We start from the raw sequence: 21,101 nt of genomic DNA, 5'->3' as shown, positions 1-21,101 counted from the left end.
GCCGCGATGGATCAACCCCGTGTTTGCCAGGCCGGCGCGCGCAGCAGCAAATGGTCGAGCAGGCGACGCGCAGACAGGCTCAAGGCATGGCGGTCGCGCATGCAGATGACGAACTCGCCCAGCGCCCAGTCATCGCTCAGCGGGATCACCCGCAGGCCGAACAGCTGCGCGTAGCGCGCCACTGCCTCCTGCGGGAACACCGCCAGGCCCAGGCCAAACTGCACCAGGCGATAGGCCGCATCGAACGACGACACGTACGAGCGAAAACGCAATTCCTTGCCCGCCGCCTCGGCGCTGTTGCGCATGAAGGTATTGAGCGTGGCGAAGGCCGACAAACCCAGGTGCTCGTAATCCAGCGTCTCTTCGAAAGCGATGCTGCCACGCCCGGCCAACGGGTGATCGGCGCCGACCACCACGGCCAGGTGGTCCTGGCGGTACGGCACGAACTCCAGATCACCGACGGCCATGGACTTGCGGCAGATGCCCAGGTCGGCACTGCCTTCCGCTACCCCGCGTACCACGTCCGGGCTGAAACGCTCCTCGATATCGGCCTGGATCAGCGGGTTGGCGAGCATGAACGCCGACAGCTCCTCAGGCAGGAACTCCATGATCGACGACACGTTGGCCAGCACCCGCACATGCCCGCGCGCGCCTTCGGCGTACTCGCTCAATTCGCTGTCCAGGCGCTCCATGGCCCGGGTCAGGTCACGCGCATGGCGCAGCAGCGCGAGGCCCGCCGGGGTCGGCTCGACGCCACGCTTGCTGCGCTTGAGCAACGCCGTGCCAAAGCGCGCCTCGATGTCCGAAATCCGCTTGCTGACCGCCGACGGCGCCATGAACGCGCGCTCGCTGGCGCGCGCAATGGTGCCGGCTTCGCAGACCACGATGAACAGGTGCAACGACAGGTGATCGAGCGGTTGCATGGCAGTACCTGGCCGGGAAATGGCAGCCATCCTAGCACCTGCCGGGCGCATAAGGCCGTATCATGGCCCCTCTACTTCAGAGGCCCGCCATGTTCGATTGGGAAGACCTGCGCCATTTCTCCGCCTTCGTCGGTACCGGCTCGCTGTCAGCAGCGGCCAGGCAGTTGGGGGTCGACCACGCCACCGTGGCCCGGCGCATCGCTGCGCTGGAAGCCGCCTTGAACCTCAAGCTGGTGGACCGCCGGCCCAGGGCCTACGCGCTGACCGAGGTAGGTCGCCGGGTTGGCGAATACGCTGAGCAGATGACCCAGTCGTCGTTCGCCCTGGAGCACTTTGCCAATGCCGGCCAGCAACAGGTGGAAGGTGAAGTGGTGCTGGCCGCCCCGCCCGCGCTGCTCGGCAGCATCATTGCCCGGCGCCTGGATGCGCTGATGCAGCGCTATCCGCAACTGCGCCTGAAGCTGGTCGGCAGCAAGTCGCGCGCCTCGCTGGCCCGACGTGAAGCCGATATCAGCATCACCCTGGCCAGGCCCACCGAGCCGACGCTGGTCGCCAGCCTGCTCGGTTATCTGGATTACCGGTTATACGCCGCCCCCACCTACCTGCGCAGCACGGGCACGCCACGCTACATCGGCTACGACGAATCCCAGGCCAAGTCACCGCAGCAACAATGGCTGCTCAGCCAGACCGGCAACCAACCCTTCGTGTTGCAGAGCAACGACCTGCGCATCCAGGCACAGGCGGCGGCCGGCGGGGTCGGTGTCGCCTGCCTGCCGGCGTTCATGGCGCAGGAGCATGGCCTGGAGGTTGCCGGCAAGGATGAACAGACCATGAGCATCGAGATCTGGCTGGCGGTGCACGAGGATGTACGCAACACGCCGCGCATCAAGGCCGTCACCGACTTCCTGCAGCAACAGGTGAAGCCGCTGCTGCGCTTGTGAATTTTTGCGGATGGCGCCTGCACCGATTCGGAATTTTCGCAGCCAGCCAGCACCGCTAAGCTTCCCTGCATCGCACAACCGATCACTGAGGAGCAGCGGATGCAATACGTCAAACTGGGCAACACCGGCCTGGACATCTCGAAACTGTGCCTGGGCTGCATGACCTTCGGCGAACCGGATGCCGGCACCCACCCGTGGACCCTGGGCGAAGCCGACAGCCGCCCGATCATCCGCCACGCCGTCGAGCAAGGCATCAACTTCTTCGACACCGCCAACAGCTACTCGGCCGGCACCTCGGAAATCATCCTCGGCAAGCTGCTCAAGGCGTTCACCCGCCGCGACGAGACGGTGATCGCCACCAAGGTGTTCTTCCCCGCCAACATGTGGGAAGGCAGCACCCGCCCTAACGAGCAAGGCCTGTCGCGCAAGGCGATCATGGCCAACATCGACGCCAGCCTGGCCCGCCTGGGCACCGACTACGTCGACCTGTACCAGGTCCACCGCTGGGACTACCACACGCCCATCGAAGAGACCATGGAAGCCCTGCACGATGTGGTCAAGGCCGGCAAGGCGCGCTACATCGGCGCGTCGTCGATGTATGCCTGGCAGTTCGCCAAGGCCCAGCAGGTGGCGGCCAGCAACGGCTGGAGCCGCTTCGTGTCGATGCAGAACTACCTCAACCTGATCTACCGCGAGGAAGAGCGCGAGATGATCCCGCTGTGCCTCGACCAAGGTGTCGGCCTGATGCCCTGGAGCCCGATGGCCCGCGGCCGGCTGACCCGACCCCATGGGCAGCAGACCGCACGTACCCGTACCGACATTTCTGGGCAGTCGTTCTACGAAAAGACCGAAGTGGAAGATGGCCGGGTGATCGACGTGGTCGAGCAGATCGCCGGCGAGCGCGGCGTGCCAATGGCGCAGGTGGCGCTGGCCTGGGTGCTGGGCAAGCGCGGTGTTTCAGCGCCGATTGTCGGGGCGTCGAAAGTGGCACAGCTGGATGATGCGATTGCGGCGTTGGCGTTCCAGCTGAGCGCCGAGGAAATCGCCCGGCTGGAAGCGCCCTACGTGCCGCATGCGGTGACGGGCTTCAAGTAAGCCTGCGTCAACCTCGCGACGACTGGAGTACATCTGTACTCCTTTCGGTCTTGGCGTACCACCCCTGCAGCAACACCGCCAATGCCGCCAGCCCCGCCGGCACCAGCAGCGAGGCGAACACCTGGGCGAAACTCCAGCCCAGCGCCAGCATCTGCGCCCCGGCAAAGGCGCTGAGGATGGCACCCAAACGGCCGATGCCACTCATCCAGCTGGCCCCCGTGGCGCGGGCCTCGGTCGGGTAGAAGGCGGCCGCCAGCGCATTCATGCCCACGCTCGCGCCGTTCAGGCCAAAGCCCACGGCCCAGGCGATGGCGCACAGCCAGGCGAAATCACCGGCCACCTGGCCAATGGCGAAAATCACCGCGCCACTGAACAGGAAGGTCAGCATCAGCACCCGCTGCGGGTGGCAGCGGTCCATCGCCCAGCCTACCGAAACAGCGCCGAGCGGCCCGCCGATCTGGAAGCAGGCGGTGACGATGGCAGCTTGTGACACCGAGAAGCCACCGCCCTCCTTCACCAGGGTCGGCAGCCAGCCGCTGAACAGGTAGACCAGGAACAGCGCCAGCACATAGCCCGTCCACAGCATCAGCGTGCCAAAGCGGTAACGCGGCGAAAGGATGGTGGCGATGGCGCCGCCCTTGTGCGCGCTGACCGCAGGTACCACGAAGGTACTGTCGGGGCCGCAGTACGCCGGTGCCAAGCGCTGGACGATGCGTCGGATGCGCTGCGGGTCGGCGCCTTGGCTGACCAGGAAGGTCACCGACTCGGGCAGCCGCCAGCACAGCAACGGCAAGACCAGCAGTGGCAATACGCCGCCCAGCGCCAGCACACTGCGCCAGCCCAGGTTGGGGATCATCCAGGCGCTGACGAAGCCGCCCAGCGCCGCACCCAGCGAAAAACCGCAAAACGCCAGGGTGATCAGCAACGAGCGGCTGCGCGCCGGGGCGTATTCGCTGACCAGGGTACTGGCGTTGGGCATCGCCGCGCCCAGGCCCAGGCCGGTGAGAAAGCGCAACGCAACCAGGGTTTCCAGGTTGGGGGAAAAGGCCGAGGCCAGGGTCCACAGGCCGAACAGCAGCACGCTGCCGAGCAGCACCGCCTTGCGCCCGTAACGGTCAGCCAAGGGGCCTGCGACCAGGGCGCCGAGGGCCAGGCCGATCAGCGCGGCGCTGAGCACCGGGCCGAGCGCCTGGGCACCGAGTTGCCATTCGCTTTTCAGTTGCGGGGCGATGAAGCCGATGATGGCAACGTCCAGGCCATCCAGGGCGATGATCAGGAAGCCGAGGAACACCACCCACTTCTGGTAGGCGCCGATGGGTTGCTGGTCGATCAGTTGGCGTATGTCGATTGCGTGATTCATTTACCTGACCTCTTGTTGTTCTTATTGAGGGTGCTGGCTAGCGGGCAACATCAACTGCGCAGGTGCACCGGCTTGATGATTCGCGTTTCCTGCGCCACCACCAGGTCGCGGGTAGCCTGCAGGTACGCGGCAAAATCCGGGTCGGCATCGCGCGCAGCGCTGCGTCGCTCGAAATCCTCCAGGCTGTCATAGCCCCACAGGTGCACCACCTGGTTAAGCGGCCCGATGCTGCTCACATAGAACCCCAGCGGCGTACCCAGGTGCCGGCGCAGGATGGGCATCGCCAACTGCTCGAAGGCTTCGAGAAACGCCGCCATGCAACGCGGCCGAATGGTGTAGATGCGGTGGTCGACAATCGCCTTGTCCATCACGCCACCTCCCGTGCCTGAGCGGCACTGGCCAGCCCCTGCTCGACCCCGGCCAGGTGGCGCCCGGTGATGTAGCCGAAGGTCATGATCGGCCCCAGGGTGATGCCCGCACCGGGGTAGTTGCCGCCCATGATGCTGGCCCGGTCGTTGCCCACTGCGTACAGCCCGCTGATGGCGCGCCGTTCGCCATCGAGCACCTCGCCGACCACGCTGGTGCGGATGCCATCGAAGGTGCCGAGGTCGCCCATGACCACCTTCACCGCGAAGTACGGCCCGTCACCCACGGGCGCCACGCAAGGGTTGGGCTGCTGTTGCGGGTCGGCCAGGTAGCGGTTGAACGTGTTGCTGCCACGGCCGAATTGCCGGTCCTCGCCGTGCACTGCGCCCAGGTTGTACTCGCGTACCGTGCGCTCCAGGCCTTGGCCATCGATACCCGCCCTGGCTGCCAGTTCGGCAAGGGTGTTGCCCTTGAGCAAGTAGCCATTGCGCACCAGCGGCCCCAGCGGCATCGGCGCAGGCTTGGCATAGCCCAGGCCATACTTGGCCAGGGTGCGCCGGTCGCAAACCAGCCACATGGCGGTTTCCGGCTGGTCGGCGCACGCGTCGATCAGGGCCGCACCGACATCGTGATACGAGTTGGACTCATTGGTGAAGCGCTTGCCTGTACGCAGCACGCCAATCACCCCAGGCTTGTAACGGTCGAGCAGGTGCGGGAACGCCACCTGCTTGCCACCGGCCATCGGCACCTTGGAGACTGGCATCCAGGCCGCCGCAGCCTGCAGGCGGATATCCACCTTGCCGCCCAATGCCTCGGCCATGCGCGCACCGTCGCCAGTGTTGCCAGCCGGCACCGGCGAGAAGTGCTCGCCGCCCCGGCGCACATGCGGGTAAGCCTCTTTCAAACGCTGCAGGTCATGAGAGAAGCCACCGCACGCCAAGACCACACCGCGCCGCGCTTCTATCCGTAACTCACTCCCCTGCTGCTGCGCCAGCGCCCCGCTCACCCGCCCGCCTTCGCGCAGCAGCTGCCGCGCCGGGGTGCCGGTGAGGATCGGGATGCCCAGGTCCAGCGCCGACTTCACCAGCCGCGCCGCCAGGGCATTGCCGCTGGTGACCTGGGTGCCGCGACGGTACAGCAGCAGTTCCTTGAAGTGGGTCAACAGCCGTTTGGCCACATAGCTGAACGAGGTCAGCGAACGGGTGACATTGAAGAAATGCTTGAGGTCGGCATTCGACGAATTGAACATCATGCCAATGAAGGTGATGGTCTTAAGCGGCGGGCGCAGCCGGGCCATGTCCGCCCCGAGGCCGCGGATATCGTAGGGTGCGGCCAGGATAGAGCGGCCGATATCGACGCCGCCCTCGACCTGCGGATGGTAGTCCGGGTACAGCGTGGGGACGAACTTGACCGTGGTCTCACGCTCGAAAAACGCCACCATCTGCGGCCCATATTGCAAGAACGCTTCGACGCCAGCGGCATCGAAACAGGCGCCGGTTTCGTTGCGTAGGTAGGTCAACGCCTGTTCATGGCTGCCGTTCACGTCATGCCGGTTGCCCGGCACCCACAGCACGCCACCGGAGAAGGCCGTGGTGCCACCAAAGCAGTCGTCCTTCTCGATCACCAGCACATCCAGGCCATGTTTCCTGGCGGTGATCGCCGTCGCCAGGCCACCCGCCCCGGCGCCGATCACCAGCACATCGCAGCTGCGCGTGTTCATGCCTTCACCCCCTCGAAGCCGGGGCGCGGGATCAGCGCCATGGGCATGCTCTCCAGGCCACCATCCACGGTCAGTTCCGCGCCGTTGACATAGTCCGCGCGCGGGCTGGCGAGGAACAACACGGCGTCGGCGATATCCTGCGGCTCGCCGATGCGCTGGTTGGCGGTCATCGCGCTGCGCTGGCGCTCCACCTGCGGGTCGGCATAGAACGCCGCCGACAGCGGCGTGCGGATCAGCCCTGGGCACACGGCGTTGCTGCGCACGCCACGCGGCCCCCACTCCACGGCGATTTGCCGCGACAGCATGCTGACCCCGGCCTTGGCCGCGCTGTAGGCACCGCTGTTGGGCTGCGGGTAATGCGCGGCGATCGAGGCCACATGCACGATGCGCCCCTGGCCACGGGCAAGCATCGCGCGGCCGAAGCCTTGCGCGCACAGCAAGTAGCCGCTGAGGTTGACCGCCAGCACCTGGTTCCATTGCTCCAGGCTCAGGGCCTCCAGTGCCCCCGGGCGCAGCACGCTGGCATTGTTCACCAGCACATCGCAGCGCCCATGCAGCGCTTGCACCTGGGCGGCGGCCTGTTCGACGCTGGCTGGGTCGGCAATGTCGCAGGCCAGTGCGCTGACTTCGCCAACACTGTGCTCGCCCAGGCTGGCGGCCAGTTCCCGGCACTTGTCGAAGTCACGGTCGAGCAACACCACATGGGCCTGTTGTTCGACCAGCGCGGCGGCCAGCGCGGCGCCGATGCCACCGGCCGCACCGGTAACCACGCAAACGGCTGAATCCAGGCCCAGCCAGTTGGAGTAAATCTTGTTGTTATGCATGCTGCTCTCCAGAGTGTCGCTTGATCTGGCGAACAGCCTAGGGCCGACGGGCCGGCCGGCAGAATGGACAAAACCTGCAAGCGTCGCCACATTCCGCTCAATTTTGTACCTGCCCCCTGAAGCCGGCGCCTGGCTGTGGCACAGTGGCCCGGTAGCGATCAGAACAATTACAAGCACATGAACAAGATCCCCAACTACGCCCTGTACGGCGAAACCGCGCAGCCAGTGTGGCACGAGTCCCTGCATGTGGAGCGGATCTCCCAGCGCTCCGGCGCGCACAACTGGGAAATCGCCGCGCACCGCCACGACGGCCTGCTGCAGCTGCTGTACCTGCAGAGTGGCAGCGGCGAAGTGCTGTTCGACAGCGAGCGCGTGCAGGTCTGCGCACCTTGCGTGGTGTATGTGCCCGCGCAGGTGGTGCACGGTTTCCACTGGTCCGGTGCGGTCGAAGGCCAGGTGATCACCGCTGCGCAGCCACCGCTGGAAAGCGTCGCCCAGGTACTTGCGCCCAACCTGCTGGCACCGATCCGCAAACCCCAGGTCATCGCCTTGCCCCAGTGGCCCGCCGAAGAAGACCCGCTTTTGCCGCTGTGCCTCGCCCTGCGCGAGGAGTACCACAACCGCGCCCGCGAACACGTGGCCAGCAGCATGGCGCTGCTGCTGACCCTGCTGATCCAGGCGCTGCGCCATGCTCAGGAACCGCCGGCTTTCGGACAGCGCCCGGTATCACGGCGCAGCCAGCAACTGACCGGGTTTCGTGAACTGGTCGACAGGCATTACCGCGAGCACCGGCCGATGGGCTTCTATGCCAGTGAACTGGGCATGACCCTGGCGACGTTGGGGCGCTTGTGCCAGGAGCATCTGGGGATGACCCCAATGAATGTGATCAACGCCCGGCTGGTGCTGGAGGCCAAGCGGGTGCTGGGGCATTCCGATGCGAGCGTGAAGGCGATCGCCCATGAACTGGGCTTTGCCGATGTGGGGTATTTCAGCCGGTTCTTTCGCAAGCAGTGCGGGGTCAGCCCGAGTGCGTTTCGCGGTGACAAGCCGGTGTAATGTACTGCCTGAGCTAATACCCCGTCATTTCCAGATACCCCCGTCCTGGTGCGCTGCCAGTCACCCGCACCGGCCCCTCCCAATAGGGGAACCGCGTGCCCATCCAGGCCTTGGTCTGCACCGCCTCGACTTGCACATCCAGTTGCACCGCGGGCACTTGAACTCGCCAGCGGGTCGGCACGCGCTTGCCGTTGTCCTGATCGGTCCAGGCCAGCGGTGTCAGCTCGACCTCAGCCGCCAGAAGCGCGCGCACCTGCCCGTCAGGGCCAACCCAGGTGCCGGCCCGGTACGGCTGCCCCTGGTCCTCACGCACCTGAAACAACATCAGCTTGGCGCCACTGCCCAAGTGCAGCGAAAACCAGTCCCAGCCACTTTGCCCGGCCGCCAGCGGCTGGCTGCTCCACTCCCGGTCAAGCCAGGCCTGCCCGGTTACCGCAAGGCGCTGCCCGTCCCGCTCGACCTCGCCACTGACCTGGTAGAACGGCTGGCTGTAATAGTACGAAGCCTGGCCCTTGCCGGACTTTTCGCTGTACCCCCGATCGCCGTGCAGCACCAGCGGCTTGTCGCTGGCCAGGGTCAGGTCATAGCGAAAACCCTGGCCGCTGGCGCGCATCTGCAAGCGCTGGATGCTGTCATCGCCTTGCAGCGACCAATCGTTGATCCACGCCCGGAACGGCCCGGTTTCGACGCCGGCCTGGCCGATGCCGCCGCGTGCCAGCGTTTCGCTGACCTGGTGGCCGCCGGGGTCGGTCAGGGCGGCGTGACCCATCCACAGGTTGGGGCTGTTCCAGCCGTAGGTCTCGGGGCCGGGGCGCAAGGCTGAGCGGAACAGCGTCCATTGCACCCCCCAGTCACGGCCCTGGGCATCGCGCAGGTTGGCGGTGACGTACCACCACTCGATGCGATAGCCATCGTGGGCGCCGTGGTCGCGGGGGAACACCAGCGCAGTGTCGCGCCTAACCTGCTTGAACGCTGCCGCCTCGGCGCCCAGGCCGGCATAGCTCCTGGCTGGCGGCGCAGGCGCGTCACACCCAGCCAGCAGCAGGCAGGCCAGCAACAGCCAGGTTTCAACCCTCATCGCTGAACCGCCGCAACAGCTCGCCCGGCTGGCGCCGCGCCAGTTGCCACAAGGGCCAGGCGCTGGCCAGCAGGCTGGTCAGCACACCCAGCGCGGCCAGTTGCGCGAGTTGGCTGGCAAACACGTGCCAAGGCAGCCGCCAGCCGAATGCCTGCACGTTCACCACCGCCACCAGGCACCATGCCAGCAGCAACCCGAGGGGGATCGCCAGCAGCACGGTGAACCCGCTGAGCATCAGCATCTGGCCCAGGCTCAGCCAGGCCAGCCAACGGCGCGGCACGCCCAGCGCCCACAGCGGTGCCAACTGCCCCAGGCGCTGCTGGCCCAATGTCAGCTGGCTGATGAACAGCGCCACGCCAGCGACACCCAGGGTGAGGCTGTTCAGGGCTGCGGTGACGGCGAAGGTACGGCTGAATACCTGCGTCGACCAGGCTTTCAGGCTGGCCTGTTCCACCAGTTGCGAGTCGTCCAGGCCGTAGCGCTTTTGCAAATCCTCCTTCACCACCGCAACCTGCCCGCATGGCATCAGCAAGCTCAAGCCACTCAGGCTGGCCGTGGTCGCATGCTCACGCAGCCAGCCGGCATTGACCAGCACATGCCCTTTCGGGTTGCCATAGTCAGCGTGGATGCCCACCACCCGCATGCCCTGCGGCGGCTCGCCCGGCAGCTGAACTTCATCGCCGATGCCCACGCCAAGGCGCCGCGCCAACTGTTCGCTGAGCATGGCGCCTTGCCCATTGGCCACCTGCGCCCAGGCGTGCGGAGCTTGCTCCAGCAGTGGCCAATGGCTGCGGTAGAACGGATGATCGATCACCCCTTGCACCTGCACCGGCCAATGCTGCAGGCGCCACTCCACTCGCCAGCTTGGCAGCACGGCGTTGACGTCGGGGTCATGCTGCAACTGCTGGTAGATCTGCAGCGCCTGAGTGCCGTCGCGGGGTGTGACATACAGGTCCGCGGCCAGGCGCTGGTCGAGCCAGCCGACAAAAGTGCGGCGGAAACCTTCGGTCATACCGCCCACGCCGACGCTGGCGGCCAATGCCAGTAGCAATGCCATAAGCGCCAGGCTCAGCGCCGGCAATTGCTGACGGCTGTCGGCGACGAACCACTGCGCCAGCGGCCGCCGGGTATGTCGCGCCAGCCCCGCGAGCAACAGGGCCAGCACGCCTGGCAACGACAAGGCGGCCGCCAGCAACAGCGCGGCAAGCAGGGTGAAAGCACTGGGCAGGCTGTTGCCGACGTAACCGCAGCCCAGCGCAACTACCGCAAGCACGGCGGCGGCCATCGCCTGGCGCTTCAACCAGGGCACCTGTGCCAAACGCCAAGCCTGAGGTTGGGCCAACGCCAGCAACGGCAACCGCGCTGCGCGCAACAGGCTGTCGATACCGGCCAGCAAGGCACCGAGCAGGCTCACACCTATGCCCATCAACCACCAGTACAACGGCAGATGCAGGTGCCCCGAGACCTGGGCGCCATACAGGCCGCGCAGGCTGGAAGCAAAATCGGGCAGCAACAGCGCTGCCAGCAGGTAACCCGCCGCCACACCGGCCAGGCCACCGGCCACGGCGAACACACCCAGTTCCAGGGCCAAAGCCGCCAGCAACACCTTCAGGCTGACACCACACGCGCGCAAGGTGCGCATCAGACCGCGCCGTTGCTCCAGCGCCAGGCCGATGGCCGCATGGGCGATGAACAGCCCGACCACGAATGCCAGCAGGCCGAGGGCCGTCAGGTTCAGATGAAAGCTTGCGGTCAGGCGTTGCAGGTCGGTGTCATCGTCTGCTGGCTGTACCTTCAAACGGTCAGCGAGCGCCTGCGGCAACGGCTGGTCGGTGTCGCTGACCAGCCGTGACAGCTGCCCCGGCGCATCGAGCAAGGCCTGGGCCACACCGACATCAACCAGCATCACGCCGGGGGCCAGCTGTTCATTGAGCATCAGCGGCGGCAACGCCTGGCCATCGACCGTGCGCCGCTTGCCCGCCAATTGGCGCAAGGTATCCGGGCCGACCCAGGCTTGCCCGGGGCTGCCGATGAAGGCCGGCAAGTCGAAGCTTGCCGGGTCGGCACCCGCGACGGCCATGCCCGGCAGCAGGCTCAACGGCTCGATGCCGATCAGCCTGACGGCAACGGCTGGCTCGCCGGCCAGGCGCAAAAGCCCTTCCAGCACGGGCGTCACTTGCCAGCCTTGCCTGCGCAGTTGCACGTAAAGCGCCTGGTCGAAACGCGGCCCAGCGCGGGCGACGATCTGCAGGTGCGCCGCCCCGCTCAGCACGGCACTGGCCTGGGCATAGTCGCTGCGCGCCTGGGCGTTGAGGGCCTGCACGCCGGTCCACAAGGCCGTGGCCAGCCACAGGCCGGTGAAGATGCTAAGGCACTGCAAGCGGTGGCGCCACCAATGGCTGCCCAGCGCCTGCAGGGCGATCAGCAGGTTGTTCATGCCCCTTGCACCCGGCCCTGGTGCAGCACGCAGCGGTGTTGCAGGCAAGCGGCCAGGCGCGGGCTGTGGGTCACCATCAGCACGCTGCTGCCGGCCTCGCCGACCAGTTGCAGGAGCAAGGCCAGCACCTCGTCGCTGCTGGCTTCGTCGAGGCTGCCGGTGGGTTCGTCGGCGAGCAACAGCGCCGGCCGGCTGGCCAGTGCCCGGCCGATGGCGACACGTTGCTGCTGGCCGCCGGACAGCTGTTCTGGATAACGATCCAGCAACGTCGACAAACCAAGGCGTTCGGCCAGGTAGGCCAGCCACTGCGGGTCGTGGCGGTTGGCCAGACGCGCCTGGAAGGCCAGGTTAGCCCCCACGTCGAGGCTGCTGATCAGGTTGTATTGCTGGAAGACCAGGCCGATGCCCTCGCGCCGCCAGCGGGCCAGGGCGGCTTCGCCGTGGCCGTGAAGGGGTTCACCGTCGATGAGGATGCGCCCGCTGTCGGCACGGTCGAGGCCGGCGACCAGGTGCAGCAAGGTGCTTTTGCCGCTGCCGGATTCGCCCATCAGGGCCAGGCTGCTGCCGCGTGCAAGGGTCAGGTCGACGCCGCGCAGGACCTGGAGCGGGCCTTGGGCGGTGGGGAACGACTTGTGCAAGTGCTCGATGACCAGCATGGGAGTTGCCTTTGGGGAGGTAATTGCAAGTGTATGCCTTGAAATTTGTGGCGGCGCTCGATCGCGAAACCACCAAGCATCTACCGCCAAACACCCCTAACCCACCAACGCATCCTGCACTTCCCCGACAGTCGCCGCCAGGCTGTTCAGGTGCAGGCTCATCACCTGTTCCACCGGCGCCTGATCCAGTGGCCAGTGCAAGGCAATGCTCCCGGCCAGTTGCCCCTGTACCCGCACCGGCAAGGCAATCGCCCGGATCAGGAACGGCAAGCGCACCGGATACTCCCAATACCCCTCGGTACGCTGCCCAAAACCCTTGAGCGCATCCCCTTCCAGGCCGCGCATCAACTCTTCGCCGCCGCCCCGCTCATGCCGGGCCAGGCGCTGCACCTCATCTACCTCCAGCTCCTTCAGGCACGCCCGGCCCATCGCCGAATGGAACAAACTGGCATGCTGGCCGACGATCTGGCAGTTGCTCGGATAACGCTTACGCAACACCTGCGGAATCGCACTTTCCATCACCTCCAGCCGCTCGCCGTCGAAGCTCGACAGGTCGACTACCAGCCCAGTGCGCTCGCTAAGCTCCAGCAGCAACGGCGCAGCGCTTTCCACCAGTTGGCGCTTGAAGCGCTGCTGGCGGTCGCCGAACAGGCGGCGGGCACACAGGCGGTAACGCCGGTCGCTGAGCCCGCGGTAAACCCAGCCCTGCTCCTGCAGGGTGGCGAGCATGCGCGAGGCCGTGGCCTTGGGCAGGCCGGTGAGGTAATGCAGCTCTTCCAGGCCCAGGGCCTGATGCTCGCCAAGCAATTCGACGATGGCCAGCGCACGCTCCACCGAACGCACGCCGCCGCTGTCTGTCGCTGTGCCCATGGATCCGACCTCCCTGTCTGTGCGTGGATGGTCATCATGCCCAGCAAGATACGGGCCGGGCCAGCCCCTTCAGCGTGCCAGGAGGCTTGGCGGTGGTCGCCGCGCCACCCAGCGGGTCAGCTGTTCATGGGCGTAGGCCAGCTGCAGCACGGCATGGTCAGCCTGGGCCGGGCCTATGATCTGCAGGCCCGTGGGCAGCCCCGCAGCATTGAAACCGACCGGCACGCTCATGCTCGGCAGGCCTGCCAGGGTCGGCCCGATCACCACCTCCATCCAGCGGTGATAGGTGTCCATGGTCCGCCCCCCGACCACCTTCGGCCAGGCCTCGGCTGCGTCGAAAGGGAACACCTGGGCCGAGGGCAACAGCAGGAAATCGTAACGCTCGAACAGTGTGTGCAGGGCCTGGTACCACGCGCTGCGGTCCAGCGACGCCTGATAAACGGCGGCGGCGCTGAGCTGCAGGCCACCCTCCACTTCCCATTGCGCCTCGGGTTTGAGTAGCGCCCGCTTGCCTGGGTCGGCATAGGCCGCCGCCAGGTTGCCGTGCACCAGGAAGTGGCGGTGAGTCAGCCAGCATTGCCACAACCGCGCCTGATCGAACGCAGGCTGGCAAGCCTCCACTTCGCAGCCGAGCTCGGCGAAATCGGCCAGGGCCGCTTCGCACAGGCCCAGCACGCCGTCTTCCATCGGCAGGTAGCCGTCGTAGTCACCCAGCCAGCCGATCCGTGCGCCTTTGAAATCTCGCTGCAGCCCGGCCGCAAAATCCCGCCCGCCGTCATTAAGCGACAACGGCACCCGCGCATCATGCCCGGCCTGCACCGTCAGCAAGCGGGCCACATCGGTGACGCTGCGCCCCATCGGCCCCTCGGTGGCCAGCTGCTGCATGAACAGCTCCGGCGTCGGCCCATAAGGCACCCGCCCCAGCGACGGGCGCAGGCCGAACACGTTGTTGAACGCCGCCGGGTTGCGCAGCGACCCCATCATGTCGCTGCCATCGGCCACCGGCAGCAGGCGCATGGCCAGTGCCGCCGCCGCGCCACCGCTGCTGCCGCCGGCCACGCGGCTGTGGTCGTAGGCATTGGTGGTGGTGCCGAACAGCGTGTTGTAGCTCTGCGAGCCCAGGCCGAATTCCGGTACGTTGCTCTTGCCGATAATGATCGCCCCACTGGCCCGTACCCGCGCCACGCTGATGGCGTCGTGTGCCGGCACCTGCCCGGCGAACAACGGCGAACCCAGCGTGGTGCGCAGCCCGGCCGTGGCGGCCAGGTCCTTGATCGCCTGGGGCATGCCGTGCATCCAGCCACGGGACTGGCCGCGCGCCAGTTCGCGGTCGCAGGCATCGGCCTCGGCCAGCAGGTCTTCAGTGGCGCGCAGCGACACCAGCGCATTGACCTGCGGGTTGCAGCGCTCGATATGGCCCAGGTAAGCCTGCATCACCTCGCGGCACGCCACCTGGCGGGCATGGATGGCCCGGGACAGGGCCTCGGCGTCGAGGGCGACGATCGGATCGATAGCTAACGCGTTCACGGTTTCACTCCAAGGTTGTAGGCGACGGCCTTGCCGGCGCGCGGCGCTTCTTTCAGGCAATAGGTGCCAAGCAGGGTCAGCAGGCAGGCGAACAGCACGTAGAACGACGGTGCCACCGGGGTGCCGAGCACCTTGCTCAGCCAGGTGACGATCAGCGGAGCGAAGCCGCCGAACACCATCACCGCCACGTTGTAAGCCACCGATACGCCGGTGGAACGCACCTCGACCGGGAACTGCTCGGCCAGCGCGGTCGGCGCCGGGCCGAAGAAACCGCCGATGGCCGTGCACAGCAGCAGCTGCATCACCAGCAGGCGCTCGATCGAAGGCGCTGCGGCCACCCACACATACAGCGGGTAGACCATGACGAAGAACGCCAGGGTGAAGGCCATCAGCACCGGCCTTCGGCCGAGCCGGTCCGACAGCGCGCCAGACAGCGGAATCACCACGGTCATCAGGCCCACGGCGAGCATCTGCACCAGCAGCACCTGGTCCAGCGGCAGGCCGAGGTTCTTGTGGGCGAAGGTCGGCATGTTCACCAGTACCACGTAGAACGACACCGTCGCGCCACAGGCCAGGCCCATCGACACCAGCAGGCTGCGGCGGTGCTCACGCAGCACCTGCCATAGGCCCGGCGCCTGCCCCTTGGCCTGCTCTCGTGCTTGCAGAAACTCCTCGGGCTCTTCCATGTGCTTGCGAATCCACAGCCCCACCGGGCCGATCAGCAAGCCGAGCACGAACGGAATCCGCCAGCCCCAGCTGTCCAGCGTCTCGGGCGTGCACAGGTGGGTGACCAGCGCGACCATCGCCGCCCCGGAAAACACCGCCAGGCACTGCCCCACCAGCTGCCACGAGCCATACAGCCCCTTGCGGTTGGCCGGTGCGCTCTCCACCAGGAACGCCGTGGCACTGGCGTACTCGCCGCCGGTGGCAAAGCCCTGCAGCATGCGCGCGACCACGATCAGCAGCGGCGCGCCCATGCCGATGGCGAGGTAGCCGGGGGCGAACGCGATCATGGCGATCGACACCGTCATCAGGCGGATGATCAGCTGCATCGCCGCCTTGCGCCCCTTGCGGTCCGAGTACACACCCAGCAGCACCCCACCCACCGGGCGCATGAAAAAGCCCACGCCGAAGGTGGCCAGGGCCATCAACAGCGAGCTGTATTCGTCGTCCGAAGGGAAGAACTGGCGGGCGATGATGCTCGCCAGAAAGCCGTACACGATAAAGTCATACCACTCCAGCGCATTGCCGATGACCGCCGCCACCACTTGCCGGGTACGCGACGCGCCTGTATTGGAAATCTGCATGCGGAACACTCCATCTTCTGTTCAAGTGATCGCCCGGGCGCAGCCGCACCCGGGTGCCAGCGGCAGTCGTCAATACAGGGTCGATCAGGCCGGCTTGAGCCAGCTCTCGGTCAGCGCGCCCCAGTAGGCAGCGCCGGTCAGCAGGATGTCGTCGTTGAAGTCATAGGCCGGGTTGTGCACCATCGGCCGCTGCAGGCCATTGCCGATGAACAGGTAAGCGCCCGGGCAGCGCTGCAGCATCCAGGCAAAATCCTCGCTGCCCATCAGCTTGCGGGTGTTGCCATCGACCTTGTCGGCGCCCAGCAGCGCTTCGCCGACCTGCTGGGCAAAGGCGTTCTCCGCGGCGTGGTTGACCAGCACCGGGTACGCTGGCCGGTGCTCGATGCTGGCCGTGCAGCCAAAGCTCTCGGCCTGGCTGACGATGATCGCCCGCACCCGCTCCAGAGTCTGCGCCCGCACCTGGGCATCCAGCGCCCGCAGGCTCAGGCGCAGCAGCGCCTGCTGCGGAATCACGTTGGCCGCCTCGCCCGCCTGCAGCGCGCCGACCGTGACCACCGCCGCCTCCTGGGCATCGATGTTACGCGCCACCACCGTCTGCAGCGCCATCACCACACTGGCCGCCGCCACCAACGGGTCGACCGTCAGGTGCGGCATCGAGCCATGCCCGCCAACGCCCTCGAGGGTGACGGTGAGCAGGTCCTGCGAGGCCATCATCGGCCCCTCGCGCAAGCCAAGGTGCCCTGCTGGCAGCCCCGGCATGTTGTGCATGCCGAACAGTGCATCACAAGGAAAGCGCTCCAGCAGCCCATCGGCAAGCATCGCCTCGGCCCCACCCTGGCCCTCCTCGGCCGGCTGGAAGATCAGCGTCAACGTGCCGTCGAACTGCCGTGTAGCGGCAAGGTAACGCGCTGCACCCAGCAGCATGGTGGTGTGGCCGTCATGGCCACAGGCATGCATGCAGCCCTGGTGGCGGCTGCTGTAGGCGGCGCCGGTGGCCTCATGGATCGGCAACGCGTCCATGTCGGCGCGCAGGCCCAGCTTGCGCGGGCTGCTGCCGTTGCGCAGCACCCCGACCACACCGGTCTTGCCGATGCCGGTGTGCACCTCGTAGCCCCACTGCTGCAGCAGCGTGGCGACCAGGGCCGAAGTGCGGCTTTCTTGGAAACCGAGTTCAGGGTGAGCGTGGATATCGTGGCGGATGGCGTGCAGGTCGCTGGCCACGTCGTTGAGCCAGGCCAGGATGTGGTGGTGTTGCTGCATGGGGAATCTCCTCGCGCGGGTGGGGCCCGTTCTTGTTGTTCGCTTTGAGATCACGACGGGGAAGGCAGGTCGTGCTTGGCGACAGATAAGCGCGAGTGGCGAGGGAGTACAAACGAATGTGGTTCCGCGTAGTGGAACCACCTTAGAAAAAGTGATTGTAGAGCGCGTATCCACATGCCAGAACGCAGAAGTTCAGGATGATCATCGACAGGTTTCGCCCTTCATAGATATGGCTCCAGGGCACCACTTGGACCAGCTTCTCTGGCGGTACGCTCTTCAGGTAACGGTGGCGGATGATGAAGTAGATGATGCTGATCACGGGGTAGATGAAGATGGCGATCATCGCAGCACGCAGGCCACCCAAAAGCGCCAGGAACGCCGGTGTGAACAGGTAGGCGCACTTTACCCAGAAATCCATCTCCACCAAGTTGTCGTGGACCTCACTGCCCGGATGCGGTGGCTTGTTCTTGCGTTTTGTCGTCCTTGCGGGCATTTGAACTCCATTTCCATTCAGGTTACTTGCGCTTTGACCACCCCGCCTCCATGGCCATCATTCGCCTTCGAACAAGCCAACATAGCGCAGGCCGTTATAATGTTCTTTGAGCGGTGTCGGGATCACCAAGCTGCCATCAGAATACCAGAACATTGCATTCATCTTCACAATGCCAAGACTCAAGCAAATGGCTTTGACCCTGTTCCATTCGCTTCTGTCGATTGCGGAGTCACCCAGCATGGCGTCGATATCAACCAGTGTGGGTTTGCGTGGGATGATGCCAATGAAATCCTCGTCGTACCAGCGTTCGCCGACATCGGTACAGAACTGACAGACCGGGTATTGAGGGTCGTCAATCTCATAGTCGCCTGAGTAGTCGATTTCAAAGTATTTCAGATTTTCTTCCTCTTCGGTAAAATTCACGCCTAGCCAGAGGTGAACCCTGTTGAACCTAGACAAACATTTATTCAAAGCTCATCTTGTAAACCGCAATCGCGACCTTGGAGAGATACACCTTATAAGCATCTAAAATGAAGACCCACCACATCGACATGGGGCTCATATCGAGTCTCAATTAAACCCTATAGACGTAAATCTTTGATTCTTTACTAGAGAAATACAGACCAATCAAAACCTCACCATCCCGCTCTACAAATATCTCGGTACCAGGCACGCTATTAGAGGCATAAACAATCATTGAAGCCACCTGTTGCCCCTTACACTTATACTCATAGCACCAGTACTCACCATCATCCTCGAGATGACATGATATATATGGTTTTCCGTTTTCAAAAACAACACCAGAAGCGCGAACTGCCTTTCCATCGTCGTCAAATCGAACTGAAGACCTCAATTGACCCTCCACCTGACATATTTCAGTCTCTATTATTGTCGAGCTCACACCATATATATCTGACCTATAGAACTCCCCCGCCTCGTTGCAATAAAATTTAAAGCAGTTTTTTTTGCTTTTTGGCTCATTTTCCAGGATAGGTGAAGGAGTCACTCCAGCCAACTCCAACCCATAGGGTAATATTGAAAAACTAGGCCCCTTCGACCATTTCGCATCTTCATTTTTGATGCGCTGCGCACCCGCGACGTCGGGAGGGTCCATTTCAAGCTTAGACTGTAATTTTTCGAATAAGGCCGTAAATTTATCTGGAATCACAACTACCTCCTAACAGCAAATGTTTTACCGCCACTTAACTGCTCTTTGAGTTCGGCACGTCCATTCAAGAACTTTTTCTTGGTTGTCTTGCCTGCCAGCGTACCATACACGTGTTGTTTGTAGGCATTACCATGTATGCCGGCGCCCTTGTGTGGCGTTGCAAGTGTGCCGGGGACCTTGCAGACTCTGTATTTGGTAACCAGATGCCGTTTTTCCTGTTATTGATATCGACCCCCAGCTCCTTCATCTGTTTCCTCAAGGCAATCATTCTGACGTCCTTTGAGTTGGAAATTACGATGTGATGAAGCTGAAGCTGCGCACGGTGTCGCCGTTGCGGTTGATCACCGTGGTCAGCTGGCCGTGTTCGTCGTAGCGGTACTGGGTGAGCGTTTCGACGGCCTGGTTGTCGACTACGCGCTTGATGTCGGTCAGGCGGCCCAGCGGGTTGTCGTAGTGCAGGTGCACGCGGGTGCCATCGGAGGTGTGGGAGAAGTGCGGAAAGTGGCCGTCCTGTGTGCAGACCGGACACATCTGCTCGGGAGGCTTGTCGTTACACTTGCTAGCAAATGCCGTAAAAATATTGGCTCCACCAAGGATCTAGCAGAGCCAATTCATCTATTAATTGTTAAAGATCAGATTCTTTTTCAATCAAAGCCCCACAGCCATCCCTACCTTCTAAACACCCACACAATAAACCCAGACAAGCTTAGATCCACAGATATCTAAGGCGTAAATTGCAGACCGCGAACTGAGTTGCTCTCAAAAATAGACTTAACACGAGCAGACACGACAATAGTAGCACTTTCCTCCTTAGCCCTTACAACATCACTAGACAGTTCAGCCTCATCATTCAGAACAATCTTACTAAACCACCGCGGACCATCAGGCATATAGCTAAGCAACGGCTCACTGATAGATTTTTGCAAATCAAAAGCAGACGAACTATCAATCACATTAAAAACCTTATAACCGACATGAGACACACCACCCAAGACCAGTTCTGCATCCACAAATTGCACACCGGTAATACCTTCTTGGCACATCAACTCGTGTAGTCGCGGCGAGATCAAGTTAGGCCCATCACTAAAGAAAAAATCATAAGCCAACAGCTTGGATGCACTAACCTTTCTCGCCCCCTCGAAACAAACTTTTATATCCTCCCCTACAACCACGCCCTCTTTAAAAACTCCAGAATCCCTACCTGACAACATCTTTATCTTAAGCCAATAGCTTTCCGGATAGTCTTCTGCAATAGATAATATAAAGTTTTTAGCCACAAGCTGCTCCTCGGACAGAGTTCTTATTCAGCATCGTTTTACCTGCGCGAAGTCCCTTCCTCTCATCCACCATTACTCCGTGAATGGCCTTTTGGTAGTCGGCTTTTGCCCAACCGTTTTTCTTGCCGTACTCGTGAATTATATCCAGCTTTTTCTCTACAGCCGAAGTATATTGTGCATGTGAGCCGCGATGAACTGTTCGCGTCGGATGATTCTCTTCATATTTCGGCAGATAAATAATGTTTGACAACTTATGAATATTTACCTCCCCCGCCTGCATAGCAGCATGGTTAGATAGCTGCTGCGGGATAATATGATGCTTTTGGAAACCATCTATCCCAGGCATTGTATTGTAGGTAATCCACCCTAAGGGATCGAGCCAGCTAATTGGGTTCGCCGCATATTGGTACAAGTTTACGCCACCCAACAAACCTATTGGGTCGTGCGATACATACCTCCCAACTTCCGAATCAAAATAACGGAAAGTATTGTAGTGCAGCGCAGTTTCGTCATCGAAGTACTGGCCTTGGAATCGTAGGTTCTGTTCGACTTCACTAACGTCCAGCTGCTCAATGGAACCCCACGAGCGATACGTCGCCTGCCAAACAATCGTGCCATCACTGTCCGTCAGTTCCAGCGGCGTACCAATCTGATCCGTATGGAAGTAATAAAGCTTCTGCCCTTCCCCTTCCGCCTGATCAACCCGCGCCAACGGCGCATAGCTACCCGGCTCGTACACATAC

The 21,101-nt window shown here is 63.5% G+C and carries 21 protein-coding genes and 1 pseudogene; 3 read left to right on the top strand and 19 right to left on the bottom strand.

Annotated elements, in window-relative coordinates; genetic code table 11:
* Positions 1 to 11: 11 nt before the first annotated feature.
* Positions 12 to 923 carry a LysR family transcriptional regulator gene (locus tag ABE528_RS10360; protein ID WP_346652863.1) on the bottom strand — a complete coding sequence of 304 codons (912 nt, stop codon included), beginning with the start codon at positions 921 to 923 and terminating at the stop codon, positions 12 to 14.
* Between the two features lie 89 nt (positions 924 to 1,012).
* Between ABE528_RS10360 and ABE528_RS10355 the strand changes: the two genes are divergently transcribed.
* Positions 1,013 to 1,864 (top strand): LysR family transcriptional regulator, encoded by an 852-nt coding sequence (locus ABE528_RS10355; RefSeq protein WP_152957368.1) that lies wholly within the window; start codon positions 1,013 to 1,015, stop codon positions 1,862 to 1,864.
* 99 nt (positions 1,865 to 1,963) lie between these two features.
* Positions 1,964 to 2,959 (top strand): aldo/keto reductase, encoded by a 996-nt coding sequence (locus ABE528_RS10350; RefSeq protein ID WP_346652862.1) that lies wholly within the window; start codon positions 1,964 to 1,966, stop codon positions 2,957 to 2,959.
* A 7-nt stretch (positions 2,960 to 2,966) separates the two neighbouring features.
* Here the strand turns inward: ABE528_RS10350 and ABE528_RS10345 are convergent, their stop codons facing one another.
* From ABE528_RS10345 to ABE528_RS10330, 4 genes are read right to left on the bottom strand one after another with little or no spacing between them, the layout of a single operon-like run.
* Complete coding sequence (locus ABE528_RS10345) at positions 2,967 to 4,319, bottom strand: aromatic acid/H+ symport family MFS transporter (protein ID WP_346652861.1); 1,353 nt, start codon at positions 4,317 to 4,319, stop codon at positions 2,967 to 2,969.
* 50 nt (positions 4,320 to 4,369) lie between these two features.
* Positions 4,370 to 4,687, bottom strand: a complete 318-nt coding sequence (locus ABE528_RS10340; RefSeq protein ID WP_152957365.1) for an NIPSNAP family protein — start codon at positions 4,685 to 4,687, stop codon at positions 4,370 to 4,372.
* Positions 4,687 to 6,405, bottom strand: coding sequence for an FAD-dependent oxidoreductase (locus tag ABE528_RS10335; protein WP_346652860.1), 1,719 nt, complete (start codon positions 6,403 to 6,405; stop codon positions 4,687 to 4,689). Before ABE528_RS10335 ends, ABE528_RS10340 begins: the two co-directional genes overlap by 1 nt.
* Positions 6,402 to 7,229, bottom strand: coding sequence for an SDR family oxidoreductase (locus tag ABE528_RS10330; protein ID WP_152957363.1), 828 nt, complete (start codon positions 7,227 to 7,229; stop codon positions 6,402 to 6,404). Before ABE528_RS10330 ends, ABE528_RS10335 begins: the two co-directional genes overlap by 4 nt.
* Before the next feature lie 177 nt (positions 7,230 to 7,406).
* Here ABE528_RS10330 and ABE528_RS10325 point away from each other — a divergent pair, with 177 nt between their 5' ends.
* Positions 7,407 to 8,285, top strand: a complete 879-nt coding sequence (locus tag ABE528_RS10325; protein WP_152957362.1) for a helix-turn-helix domain-containing protein — start codon at positions 7,407 to 7,409, stop codon at positions 8,283 to 8,285.
* Positions 8,286 to 8,298: 13 nt separating this feature from the next.
* Here ABE528_RS10325 and ABE528_RS10320 read toward each other — a convergent pair whose 3' ends face one another.
* From ABE528_RS10320 to ABE528_RS10255, 14 genes and pseudogenes are all read right to left on the bottom strand, one after another.
* Entirely contained in the window at positions 8,299 to 9,363 is a 1,065-nt protein-coding gene (locus ABE528_RS10320; RefSeq protein WP_346652859.1) for a lipocalin-like domain-containing protein, read from the bottom strand.
* Complete coding sequence (locus ABE528_RS10315; RefSeq protein ID WP_346652858.1) at positions 9,353 to 11,800, bottom strand: FtsX-like permease family protein; 2,448 nt, start codon at positions 11,798 to 11,800, stop codon at positions 9,353 to 9,355. Before ABE528_RS10315 ends, ABE528_RS10320 begins: the two co-directional genes overlap by 11 nt.
* Positions 11,797 to 12,456: an ABC transporter ATP-binding protein gene (locus ABE528_RS10310; protein WP_346652857.1), complete on the bottom strand. Its 660-nt coding sequence runs from the start codon at positions 12,454 to 12,456 to the stop codon at positions 11,797 to 11,799. Before ABE528_RS10310 ends, ABE528_RS10315 begins: the two co-directional genes overlap by 4 nt.
* A gap of 96 nt (positions 12,457 to 12,552) precedes the next feature.
* Positions 12,553 to 13,326 carry an IclR family transcriptional regulator gene (locus tag ABE528_RS10305; protein ID WP_346652856.1) on the bottom strand — a complete coding sequence of 258 codons (774 nt, stop codon included), beginning with the start codon at positions 13,324 to 13,326 and terminating at the stop codon, positions 12,553 to 12,555.
* Between the two features lie 69 nt (positions 13,327 to 13,395).
* The gene (locus ABE528_RS10300) at positions 13,396 to 14,853 is read right to left on the bottom strand and encodes an amidase (RefSeq protein ID WP_346652855.1); all 1,458 of its coding nucleotides are present in this window, start codon (positions 14,851 to 14,853) and stop codon (positions 13,396 to 13,398) included.
* Positions 14,850 to 16,160, bottom strand: a complete 1,311-nt coding sequence (locus ABE528_RS10295) for a citrate-proton symporter (protein ID WP_346652854.1) — start codon at positions 16,158 to 16,160, stop codon at positions 14,850 to 14,852. The genes ABE528_RS10300 and ABE528_RS10295 overlap by 4 nt, the downstream gene beginning before the upstream one ends.
* A gap of 84 nt (positions 16,161 to 16,244) precedes the next feature.
* Positions 16,245 to 17,420, bottom strand: coding sequence for a M20 aminoacylase family protein (locus ABE528_RS10290; RefSeq protein ID WP_346652853.1), 1,176 nt, complete (start codon positions 17,418 to 17,420; stop codon positions 16,245 to 16,247).
* A gap of 142 nt (positions 17,421 to 17,562) precedes the next feature.
* Entirely contained in the window at positions 17,563 to 17,913 is a 351-nt protein-coding gene (locus ABE528_RS10285) for a hypothetical protein (protein ID WP_346652852.1), read from the bottom strand.
* A 57-nt stretch (positions 17,914 to 17,970) separates the two neighbouring features.
* Positions 17,971 to 18,372 (bottom strand): immunity 22 family protein, encoded by a 402-nt coding sequence (locus ABE528_RS10280; protein ID WP_346652851.1) that lies wholly within the window; start codon positions 18,370 to 18,372, stop codon positions 17,971 to 17,973.
* Between the two features lie 115 nt (positions 18,373 to 18,487).
* Positions 18,488 to 19,081: a hypothetical protein gene (locus ABE528_RS10275; RefSeq protein WP_346652850.1), complete on the bottom strand. Its 594-nt coding sequence runs from the start codon at positions 19,079 to 19,081 to the stop codon at positions 18,488 to 18,490.
* Between the two features lie 64 nt (positions 19,082 to 19,145).
* On the bottom strand, positions 19,146 to 19,373 hold the full coding sequence (locus ABE528_RS10270; RefSeq protein WP_346652943.1) for an AHH domain-containing protein: 228 nt from the start codon (positions 19,371 to 19,373) through the stop codon (positions 19,146 to 19,148).
* A gap of 11 nt (positions 19,374 to 19,384) precedes the next feature.
* A pseudogene (locus ABE528_RS10265) lies at positions 19,385 to 19,555 on the bottom strand (RHS repeat protein); the annotation flags it as partial.
* 248 nt (positions 19,556 to 19,803) lie between these two features.
* Positions 19,804 to 20,358, bottom strand: a complete 555-nt coding sequence (locus ABE528_RS10260) for a DUF1629 domain-containing protein (RefSeq protein WP_346652849.1) — start codon at positions 20,356 to 20,358, stop codon at positions 19,804 to 19,806.
* Positions 20,351 to 21,101 (bottom strand): RHS repeat-associated core domain-containing protein (locus ABE528_RS10255; RefSeq protein ID WP_346652848.1); only part of this gene is annotated, 751 nt, incomplete at its 5' end. The genes ABE528_RS10260 and ABE528_RS10255, both read right to left, overlap by 8 nt.

The organism is Pseudomonas sp. TWI628 (genome assembly GCF_039673865.1).
Lineage (GTDB): Bacteria > Pseudomonadota > Gammaproteobacteria > Pseudomonadales > Pseudomonadaceae > Aquipseudomonas.
Note: the sequence above shows the minus strand (reverse complement) of the source record. Positions and strands in the feature narration are given on the sequence as shown.